This window comes from Marinovum sp. E3, from assembly GCF_055755275.1.
On record NZ_JBVTQV010000005.1, the window covers coordinates 83,561 to 103,043 of the forward strand.

Genomic DNA, 19,483 nt, shown 5'->3' on the forward strand with positions numbered 1-19,483 from the left:
CCAAAGCCCGCTTTGACTTTTCAGGCGGCTTGTTCTGCCGCCTTGGTGGTTCCCTGCCCAACGATCCGGGCCAGAATGCTCCCCGTGTCGACCCCGTCCCCATGCGGCAGGAACACCCGCAGCTGGAAGGCGATGATCTCGGTAAAACACCCCATCGCCTTGAAGCTGTCGATCATGCCTCGATCCGTGCCAGAGAGCTCGAGACGCATCTCGCCTGCGACCCGGCGACGGGTCAAGGTGAGACCCCGGCCCAGATCCACAGGTGCGGTAGTGCCCAATGCGGCGGTCAACATCTCCTGCGGCGTTTGCGGATTCGAGACGAGGAAGCGGGCGCGCAGCGCGGCCGCCCCTTCCTCGCTCAGCGTGCGCCCGATCATCGCGGTCGCCCCATCCGGCGTGACCCGGTAGATGCGCTCATTGGTGGTCGGAATGTCCTTCCAGATCGGCAACAGCAGCCCGGTCAGCAGGTAGAGCTTGGTCGTGGTGATTTTCGGCAAGGACGCAGCCTCGGCATCCCAAAGCCGTGCGAACTCAGGCTTGCCGATCTCTTCCCAGGCCGAAGACCCGAACCTCGTCTCCTCCAGATAGCTGGACCCACTGGGCCGCACCGCTTTGCGCATGCATGTGACGATGTCCTCGTCATACATCTGCATCGGTCGCGCCGAGATGAGCGCCGCGCGGCCAGACGCGCGGTTGACCATCGGCAGCTTATCGGGATTGCGCGACATGGCCTCTTCGGCGCCCAGAACATGGACCGGGTCCGTCACTTTGAGCCCAATGATCCGCGTCACCGCGCCGGATTTCGGGCAGGTCCAGAGATCTTCCGCCCCGACCTGTTCGATCTTTTCGCCGCGCAGGGTTTCGACGCCGAGATCGAGCGTGCCCGCCGCGCGCGCCCGTTCAGTCTGATCGGCAATCCGGCGCATGAACTCGGCAAAGAGCGCGTTCTGCATGTGGATAGGCAGCGCCAGCACCCGATTCAGAAACCGCTGGATCGGGGGAAGCTCCTCGAGGAGCACACCGTCCTTGTCGATCAGCCGCAGGGCTGTCCAGTCTGTGAAGCTCTCGTAGCTCATCGCCTCGGCGCGCCCGGCGGCAAGATCGGCGAAATACCCACGCAGCGCCGCCCGCGCGATCGGGCTTTCGAGATTGTCCTCTTCGCGGAACATGCCCTGCGAGCCGGTCTCGCGCTGACCCTTGGTCAAGGCCCCCAGCTGGTCGAGGCGCTTGGCTATCGTCGAGGTGAAACGCTTTTCGCCATGCACATCCGAGGTGCAGACCCGGAAGAAGGGCGCGTTGACCTGAGCCGAGCGATGCGTGCGGCCGAGCCCCTGGATGGCCGTATCGGCACGCCAGCCGGGTTCCAGCAGGTAGTGCCGCCGCCGCTTCTGGTTCTTCGCCGTTTGTGCCGCATGGTAGGACCTGCCCGTGCCACCCGCATCGGAGAAGATCAGAATATCCTTCTCCCCGTCCATGAAGGCTTGGGTCTCGGAGGAATTGCTGCTGGCGGCGCGCTTTTCGATGAAGAGATGACCGTCCTCGGCCTTGAGGGGCCGGATAGATCGCCCAGTGACCTCGGCGACAGCCTCGTCACCAAAGGCCCAGAGGATCTGGTCGAGCGCCGAGGGGATCGGGGCCAGAGTCATCAACTCCATCATGGCCGCGTCACGCAAGGCGAGCGCCTCGCGCGAGACGACCAGCGCGCCGGTCTCATCCCGGAGCGGCTCGGCCACCATGTTGCCGTCAATCTCCACGAGCTTTTGCGCGTGGATCGGGAAGGCTTGTTCGAGGTAGCCCAGAACATAGTCGCGCGGCGTCAAGGCCCCCTCGACGAGCTCGTCGTCGGGGTCCATCGTTTCAAGCCGGCGTTTCAGCAGGCTCTCACCCGTTGAGACCACCTGGACGACGCAAGCGTTGCCCGCTGCCAGGTCGTCCTCGATGGCGCGGATGATGGTCGGGGCCTTCATGCCCATCAGGAGATGGTTGAAGAAGCGCTGCTTGGTGCTTTCAAACCGGGACTTGGCCGAGGCGCGTGCAGCTGAGGCATTGGTCTCGCCCGAGGCGTCGTTGACGCCGGTCGCTGTCAGTGCCGCGTCGAGATTATGGTGGATCGTGCGGAAGGCGCCCGCATAGGCGTCGTAGATCTCGATCTGCGCCGGGGTCAACGCGTGTTCGAGCACGTCGTACTCCACCCCATCAAAGCTGAGGGCACGGGCCGTGTAGAGCCCGAGCGTCTTGAGATCGCGTGCGACCACCTCCATCGCGGCGACACCGCCCGCCTCCATCGCCGAGACGAAGCTCTCGCGGCTTGGGAAGGGGTATTCGGGGCCTTGCCCCCAGAGACCGAGACGCGCAGCATAGGCCAGGTTGTGCACGCTCGTGGCGCCCGTGGCCGAGATGTAGAAGACGCGGGCGCGGGGTGCTGCCAGTTGCAGCCGCAGGCCCGCAAGGCCCTGCTGGGAGGGTTTGACCCCCCTGCCCTGCTCGGACCCCGCCGCGTTCTGCATGGCATGGGCCTCATCAAAAGCGAGGACGCCTTCAAAGTCTTCGCCCATCCAGTCGAGGATCTGGCTCAGTCGCGTGGTGCCGCATTTGCCCGCGGACCGCAGCGTGGCGTAGGTGACGAAGAGGATCCCGTCGCCCATCGGGATGGGCTGGTCCGGTTTCCATTTGGAGAGCGGCTGGATGTCGGCGGGCGAGCCGCCAAGATCGGTCCAGTCGCGGGTGGCGTCCTCGATGAGCGTGGCGGATTTGGAGACCCAGATCGCCTTTCTGCGCCCGGCAAGCCAGTTCACAAGGATGAGACCCGCGCATTCGCGCCCCTTGCCGCAGCCAGTGCCGTCGCCGAGGAAGTAACCGAGGCGATAGGCCCGGGCTTTAGGGTCATCATCAGCGCGCGTCAGCTTGGTCTGGTCGTCATCTAGGCGCATCCGCCCCGGCAGGTCGCGCCCATGGGCATCATGTGCCATGACGATGGTCTCGAGCTGCGCCTCGGAGAGATCTCCCTCCTCGATCAACCGTGCGGGCAGGCGCAAGTCATCACTACCCGTGTTTGAGGGCACCGGCGGCGCGACCGATGCCATGGCGATGCTTTCGACCAGCGGCGTGGGATGTTCCTGCGCACCCGCGATCTCGATCCGCTGCGGACGGTAGCGCGCATAGATGTCCGAGATGGGCGTGTTGTCGCGCGGGGTCTCAAGTCTCGTGAAAGTTAGCGGGACAACGGCCTTGGCCCGGGGTTTGGAGGGGGCGACAGGCGCAGCGGCGGTCTTGCGCGGGGCAGATGATGCAACAGTCGGCCGAGCATGAGGGATCGCTTCAGCCCGTTGGACGGGGCGCATCTCGGTCCGGGTTGCGGCCACGGCGTCGACAAAAGGAAGGGCTTCATCCAGATCCCGCACAGGGACGCGGTTCATCTCGCCGTCCTCCTGCACCTTGTCGAAGACCATCAGCTGGGTTTCCACCGAGGTGCCGAGCTTGCGGTAAACCTGCCCCGGCATCGTGAGGAACAGGCGCGGCGTGAGCAGGCCGCAGGCGCGGGACCAATGCGCGGCATCGCGTTCGGGCGTGAACCCCGGCGGCATGATCGCCACCAGCCGCCCACCGGGCGCGAGACGCTTTGCAGCCGCGATGAGATGTTTGGCGGCGATGTGCTTGTCGCGGGAGCGATCGACCGAGGAGGCGAAGGGCGGGTTCATCACCACCACGTCGGGCAGAACCGGTGCCTGCAGCAGATCGTCGATATGCTCCCCGTCATGGCCTGTGACCTCGCCGCCGAAAACCGCGCGCAGGAGGCGCTGGCGAAAGGGGTCGATGTCGTTGAGCAAAAGCGTGGCACCGGCCCGGGCGGCGAAAGCAGCCAGGGCACCGGTGCCAGCCGAGGGCTCAAGCACGGTCTCGCCTTTGCGAATGGCTGCCGCCCGCACGACCATTGCCGCGAAAGGCAACGGCGTGGAAAATTGCTGCAGCCGGATTTGCTGCTCTGACCGGCGGGTTTCCGTCAGCAGCCGTGAGGCAAGCAGCTTTGCAGCGGCGATGTCACCTGCTGCACCGTCCTCACGCAGCAGCACCTGGATGGCCGCGGCCTGCATCAGGTCATAGGCCATGCGCCAGTCCCAGGCACCGCCGGCATCGCTGCCATGGAACGTCTCGCGCATGATGCGCGCGAGCGCTGAGCTGCGCAGGGGCTGGTTGTCGACCTCCGCGCCGATCTGCGCGAGGGCAGAGGCGAGATCAGGGTGGGAGATTGAGAGAGCCGGATTTGCCGGTTTGGGCTTGGTCATGGGGATTTTCCTTTGGATCAGGGTCTGAGTTCCAAAGGACAAAAAGCCCGCTTTCGCTTTTCAGGAGATCCGACCCAAAAGCCATTAAGAAGGGCGGGCCGTCAACGTGGTCCGCCCACCTCAGCAACAAAGAGAAAGCCACGCAGCAAAACAGCTGAATTTATTGATCAAAAAGCCGACATTGAGGCAGCGCGCGGCGATCGACAGCTAGGAGCCCAGTTTGACCGATGCTGCGTTACGCACGAATGCCCGCATCCGTGAATTTGACCAAAAAACTGTGATTGGGGTGTCTGTCTCAGGCGGCCGCGCGTATACGATCCGCGCGCAGAGAGCCGGTGACGAGCAGAAGATTGGCTGGGTCATTTTCGTCTCCTTTCGATTTCCGCGTCCGTCAAGTTTTCGCTGACATCGGTGCAGCGGGCGCTTGCGGCGCGGGCATCGGGACAGTGCGTTGCGCGTGCTGGCCGAGCCAGACGCTGACGAGGACCAGAAGCATCCCAGTGGTCTGTAGTAGGGTCAACGACTCGCCCAGAATCAGAAGCCCAAGCAGTGTCGCGGCAACGGGGCTGAGCAGGCCGAGCGGGGCCACCGTTGCGGGGCCGAGCCGCGCAATGCCGCGGAACCAAAAGAAATAGGTCAAGGCACCGCCGATCAAACCGAGATAGATGAAACCGAGAACCGCGCCCGTGTCGAGCGGCGGCAGCGCCGGTTCGGCCCAGAGTGCCAAGGGCAACAGGATAAGACCACCCGCCGTTAACTGCCACGATGTGAAGGTCAGCGCAGACACCGGCGGCTGCCATTTACGGGTCAGCACGGTGCCGAACGCCATTGAAACTGCGCCGCCGAGAGCTGCGAGAATGCCTACCCAATCCAGCGCGGCGCGGGGCGTCAGGACCAGCAGCGCCACGCCGAGGATGCCGCCGATTCCGGCGATCACAGCCGCCGGGCGGATGCCTTGGTCGAGCAACAGCTTCGACAGGTAGAGTACGATCAGCGGCTGGATCGCCCCGACCGTGGCAGCAATCCCGCCGGGGAGTTCGTAGGCGGCGACGAACAGGAGCCACCAGAAGATCGAAAAGTTCAGCGCGCCAAGCACGAAGGACCGGACCAGCCATTTCCCGTGCGGCAAGGTGCGAGTTAACATGAGTAGCAGGATGCCCGCTGGCAAGGCCCGCAGCATCGCCGCCGTCATCGGGTAGCCGTCCGGAAGCAGCTCAGTCGTGATGATATAGGTACTGCCCCAGACAGCGGGGGCAATCGCGGTCAGGAACAGATCGAGAGAGCGGGGCATGGGGGGGCTCCTTCCATTTCTCTTGACATCAAGATAATAGCAAGATATCTTGATGTCAAGACAACCACCCGCTAGACTGCACGCATGGATCTCGTAGACCGAATACTCGAACAATGGCGGCAAGCGCGGCCCAACCTCGATGTCAGCGCCATGGGGCCGGTCGGGCGTTTGTCGCGCGTGTTCCACCACAATGCCCGGCGCATGGGCGAGACCTTTGCCCGCCACGGCCTCAACGCCGCCGGGTTCGACGTTTTGGCGACCCTGCGCCGATCTACGCCACCGCATGCGCTGTCACCGGGCGAATTGATGGCAGCTATGATGATCACCTCCGGCACGATGACCAATCGCATCGACCAACTGGCCAAGCTGGGCCTGGTCACCCGGACGACGGACCCGAAGGACGCCCGCCGTGCGGTGGTGAAGCTGACGAAAAAGGGCTTCGCGTTGATCGACGTGGCCGTCGCGGAGCATGTGGAGACGCAGCGATCACTACTGGCGGCGCTCAGCGACGAGGAGATCGCTGCGCTGGATGGTGCCTTGCGAAAGCTGATGGCGGCGGCAGAATAGGAAAACAGCCATTGGCACAGCCGCAGCGAATTGGGGCTTTGTCCGCACCTTACCAGTTCATATACGTTGCAGCGAACGGCAAATGTACGGATACGGTGGGGCTTCTGAGAATTTCATCTTACCAGCCACATGACACACCAATGTCGCCTATTTCACTCGGCTCAAAGATGCTGGGAGATTGTAACGCCAAACGACCCCATTACGGACAACCTTAGCTTAGGATTCTGCCGCCTTCAGCATTCGACCCCACTTACCGATCAGGCGCCGCTTCAAGGGACGTCTCGAACCGCTTGTACGCCGCAGCAGCTTCTTTCAAGAGCGCGTCGAAATTGTCAGGTGGGTTGCCGTCTTCCAGCATCCCTTTGAATGTCGCATAGGCATCCGTCTTGCTGCCATAGGCGCGCAGGGTCTTGTCGTCGTTCACCCAAGCCAGCACGATGACCTTCGCATCGCTGTTGAAGCGGTAGAACAGCCGATACTGCTGGAAGAATTTAGCCCGGAACCAGTGCTTGCGGTGATCGCCGAGTGTGCCGCCTTGCCGGTAGGCGGCGGCACCCGGGTCCGCCGGTATGGCCTCGGTGACCAGCTTGAAGATGGCGGCCAGCCGTTTTGTGGAATTTTTCTTGCGCCAGGTCTTGGGGTCGCGTGCCTTACGCGCCTCGACTTCCTCGATCAGCCCTTCGAGCTGGTCCAGAAAGAGCGGATGCGCATAAATCGACCATCCGTTTACGACAAGGGGCGCTTGGGCGGGCACGCTATCGCCGCTCATTCATCCTCGAGTGATAGTGGCGCATCGAGATCGACATCAACGTCTCCGACCAGTGCTGCAAGACGGTCATGCAAAGCCCCATCGAACGCCCGAATGCGATCCGGATGCGCCTTGATATCGGCCTCGACAAAATCGAGAAAGGCGCCGAGCGCGGGATCATCCTCGTCGCTGCGCACGGGTTCGATATAGACCCGGCCACTCGGCTCGGTACAGTAACGAATCTGGTCGCCCTTACCCAACTTTAGCTGTTTGCGCACACCCGCCGGCACGGTCGTCTGATACCGGTCCGTGAGTTTCGAGACATCTTGTGCGAGCGCTGTCATGGCAGTCTCCTTAAAGGATGGGGGGCTTTGCTGCCCGCGATAGGTAATGCATTTGCATTGCCTTGTCAAGATAAGCCGCAGGATCTGCTGTCGCCGGGCAGGTCGATCAACTGTCCGGCGCAGCACCTATTCTCGCCCCGCGAGATACTCCGCCAGCACTGGGCTAGCAGCACCTTTCGCGGAGCTGAGCAGCTCTGAGCCCGTAAGCGAGGCCTTCGACAGGCGTACGAGCCCACCGGTTTCCTCGATGCGGTAGCAGCGGCGTTTTTGCCGCCCCCGCCTGTAGTGCGTCGCGGTGACGATCTGGCAGGTGCTGCCATCGGTGAGCGTCACAGGGGTGGCGAGCTTGATCTTGTCGCCTTCCTCGTAGTCCGGGATCGCAGCCCAATCCCGGCAGCGCTGACGCCAGTCCCGGGCGTAGCTGTCGGGGTCTTTCAGGTCGGAGAGGAGCTCGATCAGCCCAAGGGGAGCCCGCGACTCGTTCGGTCCCGCGCTTTCCTCCATGTCCTTGTAGCCCCAGCAGCCGTCATCGTATCGGGTGAGGAAGACAGCGCCGAAGGTGATCGAGCCGTCAGGATCGGTGACATAGGTCGCGTCCTCGACAGGGCTGCCGTCGAAACTGGTGACCCTTGCCGCCACATACCAGGTCGAGCCGACCTTGCAGGCTTTGACCAGTTCGGTTTTGCGCGTGTCGCCCTCGAAGCTGCAAAGCCGGGTGATCTCCGCTTTCTCATCCGCGTAGGTCTGGACGCGGCGGTCGGTGTAAAAGAGCCAACCCATCAAGCCACCCTCCGGTCATCGACTTCCATCAGCGCATCGAGCGGTACGCGGTAGGGCTGCATGGCGTCGAAATCCTCGCAATTGCCGCAGTTCTGCACGATCGCGAAGGTGTCGCAGGCATCCTTGAGGATGACCCGGAAGGTGCCGCCGAGGCCCGAGAGCACCTCGTAGGTTCCGCCGATCAGATAGTCCGAAGCGCGGCGCACGAAGACACGGATGCTGTGGCCATCGGTGGCGAGCCGGATGGCACCCCGCCTCCGGTCGATGAGCACCTGCACGTCATCCAGGATGTCGGTGTAGAACTGGCCGGTCAGATCGCGAAACGCCATGCGGCGCTGCGCCATCCAGTCGGTGTCCCGGAACGGGTTCATGCCGTCGGCGAAAGCAAAGGAGGGATCGGCTTGGTCGGTGGTGACGATGCGGGTGGTTGTGCCATCGATGCCATTGGAGCGCAGATGCACGCCATTGCCGACGATGAGGATGAGAGCAGGCCTGTCCACGGGCCCGTTCCAGTTGGGCAGGAAGGTCTTGCAGGCGCGCGCATGGGCGATCTGCGCCGCGACAGCGGACGCGGAGAACTTGAGAATAGCCATGGGGATGTCTTTCGGTTGGGTGTGAGAGGGTGGACCCGCGCAGAGAATGCCTCGCGCGGGTCGCATGAGGGCTCAGGCCGCTTGTGCGATGTCGCTGTCAGGCTCGGAGGTTTCCGCAGTAGGCTCTGCCTCATCCAAGGCGACACCGGCGGTCTGCATCATGGGCGGGCACCATGCGGCCACGGCAGTGCGCTGCGCGTCGGTGAGCGTGGCGAAGGGCTCGGCAAAGAGCTTGTCGCAGAAGGCGACGATCTCCTTCTTGCTTGAGGAGGCCAGCGTCACCGCCTCCTGGGCCAGACCCAGATCATCGCCGAGGATCTTCAGGAGCCAGGCCTTCTTGAAGCGATTGAACAGCGCAGCGTTCGGCGTCCAATGCGCGCGAATGTCGGGCATGATCTCGATCTCGAAGTCATGCATCAGGCTGTCGCGCTGGCGGTCCCGCGCGAAGCAGGACTGCGTCGTGCTCGCCGTCGCATAGGCCACGAGCTTGGCCTTCTCCCCTGCCTCCAGCGCGCGAAACGCCGCGAACTGATCAGCTGGCGGGCAGGTGTCATCGAGCCACGAGAGATCAAGCGCATCATGCGCCGCCGCCACCTGCTCGAGCGAGGTCTCGTCGATCTCGTCCATCTTGGCGTGGCTGCGGTATTCCTTGCGGGCATCGATCTTGATCGCCTGCGTGACACTCATGCCACTGGCCAGAACGTCACTGACCAGCTTGAAGAGCGTCAGATCGAGCGTGGCCTCGGGATGCAGCGCCATCGCCGCCCCGAGCGCCGTGGCCCGCTCGGTCTTGAGGTCCTCTGCCAGCGAGGCCGGATAGGTGATTTCGCCAGCGTCGGGGGCCTCCTCTCCGGTGGTGTTGGTCGAGGAACTGGGCGCGCCCTCCTCTTTCGCGGTGTCCTCCGGGCGGACGAGGCCAACATGGAGCGTGATCTGCCCACCCTGCCACGACGCGATCACCCCAGACCGCGCCAGGTCCTCGGCGCTGTAGGCCTCCTGCAGGTCGCGGGCTTCCTCTTCCAGAGCGTCCACGCGCTCGTAAAGGGCATTGTAGGCACTGTCCTCGAGCCCTTCATCCTCCATCTCAAGCTGCAGTTTCTCGAGTTCGGCGGTGATTTCATCCACGCGCTTTTGCGCTGCCTCATCAGGCTCGATCGGGCCGGGATAAACGCGGCCGTAGTCGGCCATGGTCGCGTAATCATAGCGCACCATCGCATCGGCCCAGGCAAAGCCCAGTTTGGCGCGGGCGTCCTCGGCGGTGGCGGTGAGCTTTTCGAGCAGGATGGTCTCGACCAGCGCCGCATCCTCGAGCACGGAATGCTCTTCCAGAAGGTCAGCCGCGACGGCACCGCCACGCGCCTCGTAGTCCGCGCGCACGAAGGCTCCGATATCGTCGCTGACCTGCACGCCGCGGGATTTGAGCGCTTGCCGGACGGTATAGGCCTGCAGATAGCTGTCTTCCTTGGTGAGCGCCTCGTAGACCTCGCGCTGAACCTCCTGGCTCGGGTGCTCGGCAAAGGCCTTCATCGTGTCGAGCGTGATCGTCTTCGCCCGAGCGGCGGCGCGGATATCGGGGTGGATCAGCCCGTAGCGCAACCGGCCTTTCACGGCGGCAACGGTCGTGCCGAAAGTCTTTGCGATGTGACCTGCCCCCCGCAAAATCCCTCACCATGATGTAGAGTCTGCGCCAACTCTAAAGGAGCAGACGAATGCGTAAGAGCCGTTTCACCGAGGCGCAAATCATCGGGATGATCAAAGAGCAGGAAGCCGGGATGCCGACAGCGGAGGTGTGCCGTCGGCACGGCCTGAGCCCGGCGACTTTTTACAAGCTGAAGTCCAAGTATGGCGGCATGGAGGTGTCAGAGGCCGCGCGGCTGAAGGCGCTGGAAGATGAGAACGGCAAGCTGAAGCGGCTGCTGGCAGACACGATGCTCGACAATGTGGTTCTGAAAGACCTGCTGGGAAAAAGCTGACGGCACCGAAGGAGCGGCGAGAGGCAGCGCTCAATGCGATGCGGGATCATGGCATCTCGCAGCGCAGGGCCTGCCGGCTTGTCGGTGTCGACCCCAAGACGGTCCGGCGCGAACGCCCGCCCGACCATCCTGAGATCCGCCAGGAGATGAAGGAGATCGCTGGCAGACGCCGCCGGTTCGGCTACCGGCGGATCGGCGTGCTGCTTGAGAGAAAAGGCATGATCATGAACCACAAAAAGCTTTACCGCCTCTACCGAGAGGAGGGCCTTGCAGTGAAACGACGGCGGGGCCGTAAACGCGCCCGGGGCTCGAGAACGCCAATGCCTGAAGCCACACAGACCAACCAGCGCTGGTCCCTGGATTTCCTGTCGGACAGCTTCGGGGCGTCGCGGAAGTTTCGCATCTTGGCCGTGAATGATGATTGCTGCCGGGAAAACCTGTGCCTGGCGGCAGACACCAGCATTTCAGGTGAGCGAGTTGCCCGAGAACTGGACGCGCTCGTCCGGATCTACGGAAAGCCTGCTTGCATTGTCAGTGATAACGGCACGGAATTCACCAGCCGGGCAATCCTGAGATGGGCCGACAGGAACGGCGTGGATTGGCATTACATCGACCCCGGAAAACCGCAGCAGAATGCCTTTATCGAGTCATTCAACGGCAGCCTGCGGAACGAGCTTCTCAATGAAGAGCTGTTCGATACCCTCGACGATGCCCGCCGCAAGCTGGCGCTGTGGCGCTACGATTACAACAACGTCAGGCCGCACTCTTCGCTGGGGAACAGAACGCCAAAGCAAGCGCGGCAGGCGCTTGAGCTATTTGAGGGCTCCGCGCCTGCCACGCTTGCCAAGCCCGAAACCGACGACTACCAAAATCAAACCGGCAGACTCTCGTCATGAGCGAGGGACCAGCGGGGGGCAGGTCAGATGGTCTCAGGCGTCTGGCCATCGACCTCCATCATCCGCGCGAAGGCCTCGAACTCGTCAATCGCATTCATGGGTGCCTGGGTGATGTTCTCGGCGAGCGACAGCGCCGTGGTGACGTCGCAATCGTCCGGCACGAGGCGGCAGTCGATCTTGGTTTTCGCGGTGAACCCCTTCGCGACCTTGTCGGCGACCAGCTCCTTCAGCGCGGCATGGCGCCGCCCACCAGCGAGGACGGCGTATTTGCCGTCAAGCTTCTGGACCAGGAGCGGCTGGAGCAGGCCCAGAACGGCGATGCTGGCTTTGAGATGCGCGATGTTCTCGGGGTCATAGGTTTCCGGGGAGTTGCTGCGCACGTTGGCGGGATGGGCGGTCAGATCGCCGATAGCGACGGAGACGGGTTTGAAACTTGCGGTCATAGGATGTCCTTTTCGATGGGTATGGTGCGGCCCGCGCTGGCGCGCGACCAATCCCCGGCTTCGGGGATCAAAACGACAGAAGGCCCGCTTTGCCTTTTGAGGGGCAGCGGGCCTTCATCGTCTGAGATGTCAGGGGGAGGCGTCCCCTGCCCCTTTACCAGTCGCGCGCCATCATAATGGTCAGCACGCGCGTGGTGGTGGCGGGATTGTCCGGGGTCTCAGCCGCGTAACGGAAATCAGAGCCTGCCTCATAGAGATCGATCTTCCAGAACACGGTCTCGCCCCGGATCTCGACCGCCCCGAAATCATGCCATCCCTCGGGATCATTCTCAGGCTCGAAAGTGTCGAACTCACCAGTGGCCTTCACCGCCTCGGCCATGAAGCCGTCCCCCGCCTCCATAAGCGAGCGGGTGACATGCATGCGGCCCTGGATGGGCTGCGCGGGCGGCACTCCAAGGCACGCGAGCTTGCGAAACGCGTCGTTCTGCGCGGCGATTAAGGCGGGGTCTGGGCGGTCTGTCAGAGGCTGTGCTGCGTTGGTCATAGGTCTGTCCTTTGAGAAGTTTGAAACACTCTTCCCAAAGCCTGCTTTCCCTTTGCCGACACACATCTCCTCAAGCGGCCTGGTCGACCTCCCCTGCCCTGCCCGCCTCTGATCGCGCGATCAGGTAATCACAGGCGCGCTGCGCATCGGCCGCGTGCTTGAAAATCGCCTGCTTGTCCGAGCGCAGCACCCGCAGCCAGTTGTAGAGGTAAGCGGCATTCATCTCGAGCGTATGGGCCGTGAAGCCGAGCGTTTGTCCCAGGAATACGGAGGTCAGTTCCGCGACGATTTCTTCCCGCGCGTAGGAGGTGTTGCCGAACTTCGAAATACCAAAATCACGGTTCAGGCGATGCGGGGCTTTCGTGGCATGGGCTAGTTCATGTGCCCAGACCCCGTAGAAGTTCCGCGGGTTCTCGAACCGCGCGATCGACGGCATGAAGACCTTGTCCACGGGCGGCAAATAGTAGGCTTCTGTTCCCGTGAAAACGGTCGTGATGTCGATGGCGTCAAAAAACGCCTGCATATGCGGGATGGGCTCGGACGGCGGATGCTCAGGCACCGGGTCCGGCTCGGGATGGAAGCTATCAGGTAACCCCTCGATCTGGCAGGCATTGAAGACGCGGTAGGATTTCTGGAAGCGGAAGACGCGGGCTTCCTCGCAGTGATCATCACCATCGCTGCGGTCGCCCTCGCCGCCCGCGTCTTTCCGGCTTTGGCCGTAATAGACGACGACAGAGGATTTTTCGCCCTTGCGCACTTTTGCGTCCAAGGCATTGGCCTGCGGCAGCGTCATCCAGAAGGGCGAGCTGTGGCCCGCCATCACGGTGCGCATCGTCAGCAGGAAGTTGTTGACCCCCTGGTAGGGCTCACCGCCCACGCGCAGGGGACGTGAGCTGCCACCTGCGGTCCAGGGCTTGCGCCACTGCAGGACGCCGCGCTCGATGATGCGGATGATTTCGTTGGTGATGACCTCGGAGGCATCGAATTTGGGCGTGCGGGATCGGGCCATGGCTGGCCTCCTTTCGAGTGTTGATGAGAGGGAGTGGCGACTAGGTTGACCGACAGGGGCGCGGATCGTTGGTGATGCTTGCGCCGAGCTCTTCGACCATGTCGATGTAGGTGGACAGCGTGACAGACCTGCCGACACCCGAATGCTCAGGGTTGACCGATCCGTCCCGCCTCACCTGCGGCAGGTTCGCGAAGGCGATGACATCGGTGATGGGCCGGATATCGATGAGGGGCGTCCCTCGTGCGACCGCCAGGGCGGCCAAGGGAAAGCACTCGATCGGCGTGAGAGTCGACACGGTGGTCCAGCCGAGATGCAGGAAAGTGCCACCCTCCCCGCAGATCACATGCGCGTCCGGCATTGTCGCCGCCTGCCTGAGATAGCCCAGATCACGCAGGACAGTCTCGCGTTCGAGCTGCCGCGCCAGCGCCGTTTGGCCAGTTCTGTGCAGCTCTCTATGCCGCCACCAGAAGGCAGCAGTTGCGCGCACTACGCGTAAGACATCCGTTTGCATGAGAATGCCCTTAATCAGGAAAGACAGACCGGAATCCGGCCCGGACCCGTCTGAGGGTTCCCAAAGGCCCTCATCCGTCAGTCACATAACCCGAAGGAAACTTTCCCTTTCTGCCCGCCCGGAGGCACAGGCCGAGGAATTCCAAGGCCGTCAGTTCCACGGTTCACCTTCATTGCACTCAGCACCTCAAGATCGGCAACGTACATCGGCAAAGAATTGTTTAAACCGGTTGATTGGCACACCTTATCAACGATTTAGGATTATGAACATACCGGCAAGCCTCACCGGTGCTTGTCTGATACTTGCTTGGAGTCGACGTCTGGGGCTCTGCCTAAGACAAGGCTCTTACGTCGCGGCCAGTGAATAGCTGGTGCTACGTCCGCCAGCCTCATCTTTCTCAAGGGCTCCCAAGTCGATCAGATCGAGAATGTCGCGATAGGCCGTATCCTGTGAACACTTCTCGATCTTCGCGTATTTCGACGTCGTGAGTTTTCCGTCGAACCCATCCAGCAGGCGGTTCAGCATGTCCCGCTGCCGGTCATTTATGTTGGCAGTTCCATGTTTCTCCCAGAACCGGGCCTTCTGGAACACAGCCTCAAGGATGATCTCTGCGCCATCGAATGCGCGGTCCAAGCAAGCCAAGAACCAAACGAGCCACGCCGTGACATCAAGCCCGCCTTTCTGCGTCGTCTCGAGCATGTCGTAATAAGCGCTCCGCTCCTGCCGAATTTGCGTCGACATGCTGTAGAACCGCTGCGCACTGAGCTCAGAACGCGCCAAGGCCATGTCTGCGATCGCGCGCGCAACGCGACCATTGCCATCATCGAACGGGTGGATGGTGACAAACCAAAGATGGGCGATGGCGGCATGTATGACGGGATCTGTTTCGGGGGGCTGGTCAAACCATTCCAAAAACCGCGCCATCTCGGTTTCCAGCCGGTTGGCCGCAGGCCCCTCAAAATGCACCCGTTCGCGGCCATAGGGTCCTGATACAACCTCCATGGGACCGTCACGCCAATTTCCCACCCTGATCCGGGTCATTCCGCTTCGCCCGGTCGGGAAGAGGGCCGCATGCCAACCGAACAGGCGCTCCGCGTCCAGTGGCTGGTCATACGCTTGGGTCGCTTCCAGCATCATCTCGACGACCCCATCGACATGACGATCCGACGGGATCAGCCCGCCAACGTCGAGACCCAGACGTTTCGCAATGGACGACCGGACCTGATCCCTGTCGAGCATCTCCCCCTCGATCTCGCTGCTTTTGACGACATCACTGGTTAGTGTTCTGAGCATCGCCTCGTTGCGAAGATCAAAGCCAAGACCCTGCATGCGTCCCAAGAGCTTGCCTTGGCGGTGGCGGACCGCAGCAAGTTGTGACGAAAGTTTGGCCTTGTCCCAGGTAAACTGGGGCCAATCAGGGAGTTCGTGAATGTAGGTCATATTTTACGCATTCCTTGCGGAGATTATACGGCACAATCTCCGCAAGACAACAGCAAACACCGCAGAAGGTGCGGAGAAAAAGGGCGGCAATCTCCGCGTGCTCGACCTGGAACTTCAAACGCGGGATAACTGCTACCCTTCCCATTACGCCGCCTGTCCGCTGAGCCGACCGTAGAAACTGCGCTCGAGATGCAGGTCCCCTGCCCCAGCCTTCTCGACCATACCCCGCAGATATCCGCCCGGAGACGCCACTTCGCCGGCGCAATGCTTGTCGAACGTGAGAACCAGCGCTGCTGTCGCGATTTGGGGTCCGAGACGGTCCTGAGCGAGGTTCCAAGCGTGTTCTGAGACACCGATCATCGGCCTGAGTTGCCCGACAACGCGATGAAGATCGCCCCAATCCTTCAAATAACCGCCCATATTGCGTGCCCAGGACGCGAATTCAGGACAAGCCTGCATCACAGTCGGCAAATCAAGCGCTGCACCACGTTTCTTACGTGTTTCAGCTACCCAGTCTTCTAGTTCCCTATCCACCCTCTCTTCCGGTGGCGCATTTGGCACCACGCCCGCTGCGTTCTCTTTTTCTGAGGACTTACAGATTACAGGATTAAGTTGATTTGTAATTAGTATATGAGGATCAGAAATGACCTCCCTGGGGTTCATTTCTTGAGTCTTTTGAAGTCTTTGCTCCGGGGTTGTAGGCATGTTTTCCACAACTTCATCCGCACGAACTGCCTTGAGATAGGTCGTCTCGACACGCTCCTGAAGTTCCCTGAACCATTCTAGGAGCCGCGCAAGCGCCTCAGAGGCCGTGTTCCGGCGTGGCAAGCGGTCCAGAAGATCCTCAAAGAGACGTGAGAGCTGTGTCCAGGGGCCACTCAGAGCGCCCCCTTGGGCCGCTTCGATCCTCGCGCGGATCATTCGGCGCGCAACTGTGATCTGGCGCTTCAGGCGCTGGCAGAGTTCACGTTCAGCCTGCAGTTCAGCATGTAGCCGCTCAAACTCTTCGGCGCGAGCCGAAAGCGGCGATAAATCAAAGCCATAGGCCTCGATGATACGGCCGTCAGCGTCCCTGTGGCCCCACCGCTTGCCATTAGGGCTGTCCTTGAAGGCAATCACGCCGATCTCGGCCAGACGCCGGGAATGGCGCTTGAGCGCCGAGAGCGAGAAGCCTGTTTGCTCCATCAGATAAGAGTTGGACGCCCAGACGATCGGACGCTGTCCCTCTTCCCAGTCCTGGGCTTGCGTGAATGCCCCAAGCGTGTCGAGAAGCAGCATGTCGCCAGCCTTGAGGCCTATATGCGCACCAACGCGTTTCACGGCGACAAAGGCCTGTGTTTTGGGCACGGCTGCTCTTTCACCAGCTTGTGCGTGCTGTTCAGCAACCGCCAGTCCGGCCGTCGCTTTGCGCCATCCCGAGGGTTGGTTGATATTGGACATACCTCCGCCGTTCTGAGGCATGACTGTCCCAGTCGCTCCATGCGGAGCATCATTCAATTTTGTCATTTTATGTAAGCGGCAAAAAAATCCCGTTCGCTCAGAAGCGTTTTCTCTTGTGTGATGATTCGTTGGCTGCTAGATTCTAGGTGTCTAATCTAAGAATTGCGCTCTGCGCAGCAGCCCTCGAAGCTCCGGTTTCGGGGGTTTTCTTTGTTTGCCGTTCCTCCTTTCTGCTCGTCCTCAGTTGTCATCCACTGAATTTACATCCGTAAATTCAGCATAGGATTGCTTGATTATTTCCGCGAGATTACTCTCAAGCCAGGTTGCAAACTCAGCGTTTGCGCCAGACTTCTTCACCGAAAGTGACAGTGTTGCGCGACCAGCTTTGATCGTCACTCCCTCTACGGGCGTGATCTCCCGAGTTTCGCGCGAGTTCTTCGCGCCGCGCTTAGTCGCTTCCTTAATGAGCAATTCAAGGCGCTCGTCTGAATTCGATGTTGCCCTGATCTTAGCCAAGATATCGAGAGCCGTACGTTCAGTGAGCTTCCTAGAGAGAAAGAGCTCGGCCAACTCCGTCCACCTCGGGCGGCCGGACTTTGGCGCCGCGCCAATGAGGTCACCGATCTTGACTGGGACATTCTGCGTCACCTTCGTAAGGTGTGACTGACCTGACGCCGACAGGTTTAGAACCTGCCGAACAGTTGCTCCATCGTGGCCAGCATTTTGGATGGCCTCGGCGAACCTTGCCTTCTCGTAGAAAGACAGGTTGCGGCGCGCTGCATTCTCCAATCCTTTCGCCAGCAAGGCCGTAGCATCATCAATATCTTGGACGTTTGCACGTACCTTCATGCCGAGTTCGCGACAGGCCTTTAAGCGGCGCCTCCCGTAGATTGCTTCAAAGCGCCCGTCAGCGGCTTTTGACCGCCGAACGAGTATAGGCACTTGCTGCCCGCCTTCGCGAATGCTGCTCTTTAATCGTTCGAAGCTCTCGTCGTCGTCTTCGACGTTTACAGCTGTAAACTCCTCAAGCCGGTCTACTGGCCCCCAGTCGTCTATCAGATTGGGATCAATCTCACGGATAGATGCCAAAGAGCCTTGAAGAGCCCCCAAAGCCGGAGCGCTGGTCTTTGGCGCTCTCTCTGGCAGTGATCCGCCGGAACGGGCGATTGTGTTGGCAATTCCCGACATTTCGCGAAGAGATTTCCTAGCCATTACTTACGCCCCCACGATTGATGGATCATCGTTTCCACTTCGAGCCCGACCGCATCCATCGAGCCCTTGGCCCGATCATATGTGGCGCGTGTCATCTCCGAACGCACCACTTCATAAATCGACTGCTTGAGCATGGTGGCATCACTGATTGCTGTGCTCTTCAAAGCAGTTGACGACATGACCCGGTCTTGAAACAGAGCCCGCATGAATGAGGTCAGCTGCTGAGAAGGCACGTCCGTTGGTTCGTCTCGAGTGATGAGAAACTTAAAGAAATCATACTGCAGAGATGCGCCAGCATCTTCGATCACACCCATGTAAGCTCCAGCCAGCTCGAGAAACTGAGCTGTTGAAGAAACGTCCAACATCGATGGAGTTAGAGGAACGATAAGGGAGCTGGCGGCAGCCATCCCTGCAATGGTCAAGAAACCCAGTTGTGGCGGGCTATCCATCAGAACAATGTCAAAATCATCCTCGACCTGCGCCAAGGCATTCCGGATGCGGGTAAAGAATGGTTGGTCCGGGTTCGAATGAACGGCCGATTCCGTCTCAAATTCCGACAACATCAAGCGTGAAGGCGCAATCGAGAGCCCGGGAAAATATGTCTGAACGACAACGTCCGCCATGCTGACCGGATCGTCGTAGCGGATCGCATCATAAACGGTCAGTCCATCAAACTCGATCTCGGGGCTAATCCCACACATTGATGTGAGCGACCCCTGTGGATCCAGGTCCAACGCCAAGACCCGATAGCCCCGAAGAGAAAAGTAGTGAGCGAGGTGGACGCTCGTTGTGCTTTTACTTGAACCGCCTTTGAAATTCATCAACTGCCAAATCTGCAGCTTTTCCTCGCCGGAGCGGCGAGGCATATACCGCCCCTTCTTCCGAGAGGTTTTTTCCAGGATTTCGCGGGCATCCCATATCTCTTGGGCTGTGTAGTACCGCCTGCCACCCCGGATGTCTTCGGGCTCCGGAAGTGTCCCTTCGGCGTGGACCTTTCGCATGAATTGCCCGGACACACCCAAGAGTTCAGCAGTTTCTGGAGCTGAAAAAGAACGTAGCGTTTTTGAATTGTCTGGGGCAAAAGCAGATAGTAGGTGCTCTCTGATCGCAGCGTTGAGCCGTTCGGATATCTCGGTCGCAAGTGCCGATGGGCGCTCATTTGCCAATGGTGTCACGGGAATCATCTGGTTGCCTCAATTTCCAAAATGTGGCCTTTTTCACGCCACTTGAGGATAAAAGCAGCGATTCACGCGGCTAAGTCAAGATTTTTCCTCTATTTAGTGTCTAAACATACGGCAGGGAACTATATCCACGAACGCAATCTACGCCGAGTTTACAGCTGTAAACGTGGTGACAACGAGCATTCGTACCTTATCCTATGCTCCCTTCCTCGAGATCAGCATCGAGAT

At 60.8% G+C, this 19,483-nt stretch carries 15 protein-coding genes and 2 pseudogenes; 2 read left to right on the forward strand and 15 right to left on the reverse strand.

What is annotated here, in order from left to right; genetic code table 11:
- Nucleotides 1–20 precede the first annotated feature (20 nt).
- Nucleotides 21–4,283 (reverse strand): strawberry notch-like NTP hydrolase domain-containing protein, encoded by a 4,263-nt coding sequence (locus AC0J5K_RS21265; protein WP_274563576.1) that lies wholly within the window; start codon nt 4,281–4,283, stop codon nt 21–23.
- A 391-nt stretch (nt 4,284–4,674) separates the two neighbouring features.
- Nucleotides 4,675–5,574: an EamA family transporter gene (locus AC0J5K_RS21270; protein ID WP_274563578.1), complete on the reverse strand. Its 900-nt coding sequence runs from the start codon at nt 5,572–5,574 to the stop codon at nt 4,675–4,677.
- A gap of 84 nt (nt 5,575–5,658) precedes the next feature.
- Between AC0J5K_RS21270 and AC0J5K_RS21275 the strand changes: the two genes are divergently transcribed.
- Nucleotides 5,659–6,141, forward strand: coding sequence for a MarR family winged helix-turn-helix transcriptional regulator (locus AC0J5K_RS21275; protein ID WP_274563579.1), 483 nt, complete (start codon nt 5,659–5,661; stop codon nt 6,139–6,141).
- Nucleotides 6,142–6,391: 250 nt separating this feature from the next.
- Here AC0J5K_RS21275 and AC0J5K_RS21280 read toward each other — a convergent pair whose 3' ends face one another.
- From AC0J5K_RS21280 to AC0J5K_RS21300, 5 genes and pseudogenes are all read right to left on the reverse strand, one after another.
- Nucleotides 6,392–6,910 carry a type II toxin-antitoxin system YhaV family toxin gene (locus AC0J5K_RS21280; RefSeq protein WP_274563581.1) on the reverse strand — a complete coding sequence of 173 codons (519 nt, stop codon included), beginning with the start codon at nt 6,908–6,910 and terminating at the stop codon, nt 6,392–6,394.
- Nucleotides 6,907–7,233: a type II toxin-antitoxin system PrlF family antitoxin gene (locus tag AC0J5K_RS21285; protein WP_036562940.1), complete on the reverse strand. Its 327-nt coding sequence runs from the start codon at nt 7,231–7,233 to the stop codon at nt 6,907–6,909. Before AC0J5K_RS21285 ends, AC0J5K_RS21280 begins: the two co-directional genes overlap by 4 nt.
- A gap of 126 nt (nt 7,234–7,359) precedes the next feature.
- A complete protein-coding gene (locus tag AC0J5K_RS21290; protein WP_274563588.1) occupies nt 7,360–8,013 on the reverse strand; it encodes a DUF6927 domain-containing protein in 654 nt (217 codons plus the stop codon).
- Entirely contained in the window at nt 8,013–8,606 is a 594-nt protein-coding gene (locus tag AC0J5K_RS21295; protein WP_274563590.1) for a regulator, read from the reverse strand. The genes AC0J5K_RS21290 and AC0J5K_RS21295 overlap by 1 nt, the downstream gene beginning before the upstream one ends.
- 72 nt (nt 8,607–8,678) lie before the next feature.
- Nucleotides 8,679–10,247, reverse strand: a pseudogene (locus AC0J5K_RS21300) (ParB/RepB/Spo0J family partition protein); the annotation flags it as partial.
- Between the two features lie 68 nt (nt 10,248–10,315).
- On the opposite strand from AC0J5K_RS21300, the gene AC0J5K_RS21305 reads away from it, so the two are divergent.
- Nucleotides 10,316–11,475, forward strand: a protein-coding gene (locus tag AC0J5K_RS21305; RefSeq protein ID WP_203277091.1) for an IS3 family transposase whose coding sequence is annotated in 2 segments (ribosomal slippage) — nt 10,316–10,574 and nt 10,574–11,475 — 1,161 coding nt in all. Because the reading frame shifts where the segments join, the coding sequence is not laid out codon by codon here.
- 26 nt (nt 11,476–11,501) lie between these two features.
- Here AC0J5K_RS21305 and AC0J5K_RS21310 read toward each other — a convergent pair.
- From AC0J5K_RS21310 to repA, 8 genes and pseudogenes are all read right to left on the reverse strand, one after another.
- Nucleotides 11,502–11,918 (reverse strand): annotated as a pseudogene (locus AC0J5K_RS21310) (ParB/RepB/Spo0J family partition protein); the annotation flags it as partial.
- Between the two features lie 154 nt (nt 11,919–12,072).
- Complete coding sequence (locus AC0J5K_RS21315) at nt 12,073–12,462, reverse strand: DUF3768 domain-containing protein (RefSeq protein WP_274563323.1); 390 nt, start codon at nt 12,460–12,462, stop codon at nt 12,073–12,075.
- A 70-nt stretch (nt 12,463–12,532) separates the two neighbouring features.
- Nucleotides 12,533–13,471: an ArdC family protein gene (locus tag AC0J5K_RS21320; RefSeq protein WP_274563325.1), complete on the reverse strand. Its 939-nt coding sequence runs from the start codon at nt 13,469–13,471 to the stop codon at nt 12,533–12,535.
- Between the two features lie 40 nt (nt 13,472–13,511).
- Nucleotides 13,512–13,982 (reverse strand): hypothetical protein, encoded by a 471-nt coding sequence (locus tag AC0J5K_RS21325; protein ID WP_274563327.1) that lies wholly within the window; start codon nt 13,980–13,982, stop codon nt 13,512–13,514.
- Nucleotides 13,983–14,327: 345 nt separating this feature from the next.
- Nucleotides 14,328–15,422, reverse strand: a complete 1,095-nt coding sequence (locus AC0J5K_RS21330) for a Fic family protein (protein ID WP_274563329.1) — start codon at nt 15,420–15,422, stop codon at nt 14,328–14,330.
- Nucleotides 15,423–15,566: 144 nt separating this feature from the next.
- A complete protein-coding gene (repC, locus tag AC0J5K_RS21335) occupies nt 15,567–16,862 on the reverse strand; it encodes a plasmid replication protein RepC (protein WP_274563331.1) in 1,296 nt (431 codons plus the stop codon).
- 240 nt (nt 16,863–17,102) lie between these two features.
- The gene (gene repB / locus AC0J5K_RS21340) at nt 17,103–18,074 is read right to left on the reverse strand and encodes a plasmid partitioning protein RepB (RefSeq protein ID WP_274563333.1); all 972 of its coding nucleotides are present in this window, start codon (nt 18,072–18,074) and stop codon (nt 17,103–17,105) included.
- Nucleotides 18,074–19,258 carry a plasmid partitioning protein RepA gene (gene repA, locus AC0J5K_RS21345; protein WP_274563335.1) on the reverse strand — a complete coding sequence of 395 codons (1,185 nt, stop codon included), beginning with the start codon at nt 19,256–19,258 and terminating at the stop codon, nt 18,074–18,076. Before repA ends, repB begins: the two co-directional genes overlap by 1 nt.
- Nucleotides 19,259–19,483: the final 225 nt, after the last annotated feature.

Coding starts and splice junctions, on each gene's coding strand:
- AC0J5K_RS21265 (WP_274563576.1), bottom strand. CDS start 4,283: ATGACCAAGCCCAAACCGGCAAATCCGGCTCTCTCAATCTCCCACCCT.
- AC0J5K_RS21270 (WP_274563578.1), bottom strand. CDS start 5,574: ATGCCCCGCTCTCTCGATCTGTTCCTGACCGCGATTGCCCCCGCTGTC.
- AC0J5K_RS21275 (WP_274563579.1), top strand. CDS start 5,659: ATGGATCTCGTAGACCGAATACTCGAACAATGGCGGCAAGCGCGGCCC.
- AC0J5K_RS21280 (WP_274563581.1), bottom strand. CDS start 6,910: ATGAGCGGCGATAGCGTGCCCGCCCAAGCGCCCCTTGTCGTAAACGGA.
- AC0J5K_RS21285 (WP_036562940.1), bottom strand. CDS start 7,233: ATGACAGCGCTCGCACAAGATGTCTCGAAACTCACGGACCGGTATCAG.
- AC0J5K_RS21290 (WP_274563588.1), bottom strand. CDS start 8,013: ATGGGTTGGCTCTTTTACACCGACCGCCGCGTCCAGACCTACGCGGAT.
- AC0J5K_RS21295 (WP_274563590.1), bottom strand. CDS start 8,606: ATGGCTATTCTCAAGTTCTCCGCGTCCGCTGTCGCGGCGCAGATCGCC.
- AC0J5K_RS21315 (WP_274563323.1), bottom strand. CDS start 12,462: ATGACCAACGCAGCACAGCCTCTGACAGACCGCCCAGACCCCGCCTTA.
- AC0J5K_RS21320 (WP_274563325.1), bottom strand. CDS start 13,471: ATGGCCCGATCCCGCACGCCCAAATTCGATGCCTCCGAGGTCATCACC.
- AC0J5K_RS21325 (WP_274563327.1), bottom strand. CDS start 13,982: ATGCAAACGGATGTCTTACGCGTAGTGCGCGCAACTGCTGCCTTCTGG.
- AC0J5K_RS21330 (WP_274563329.1), bottom strand. CDS start 15,422: ATGACCTACATTCACGAACTCCCTGATTGGCCCCAGTTTACCTGGGAC.
- repC (WP_274563331.1), bottom strand. CDS start 16,862: ATGTCCAATATCAACCAACCCTCGGGATGGCGCAAAGCGACGGCCGGA.
- repB (WP_274563333.1), bottom strand. CDS start 18,074: ATGGCTAGGAAATCTCTTCGCGAAATGTCGGGAATTGCCAACACAATC.
- repA (WP_274563335.1), bottom strand. CDS start 19,258: ATGATTCCCGTGACACCATTGGCAAATGAGCGCCCATCGGCACTTGCG.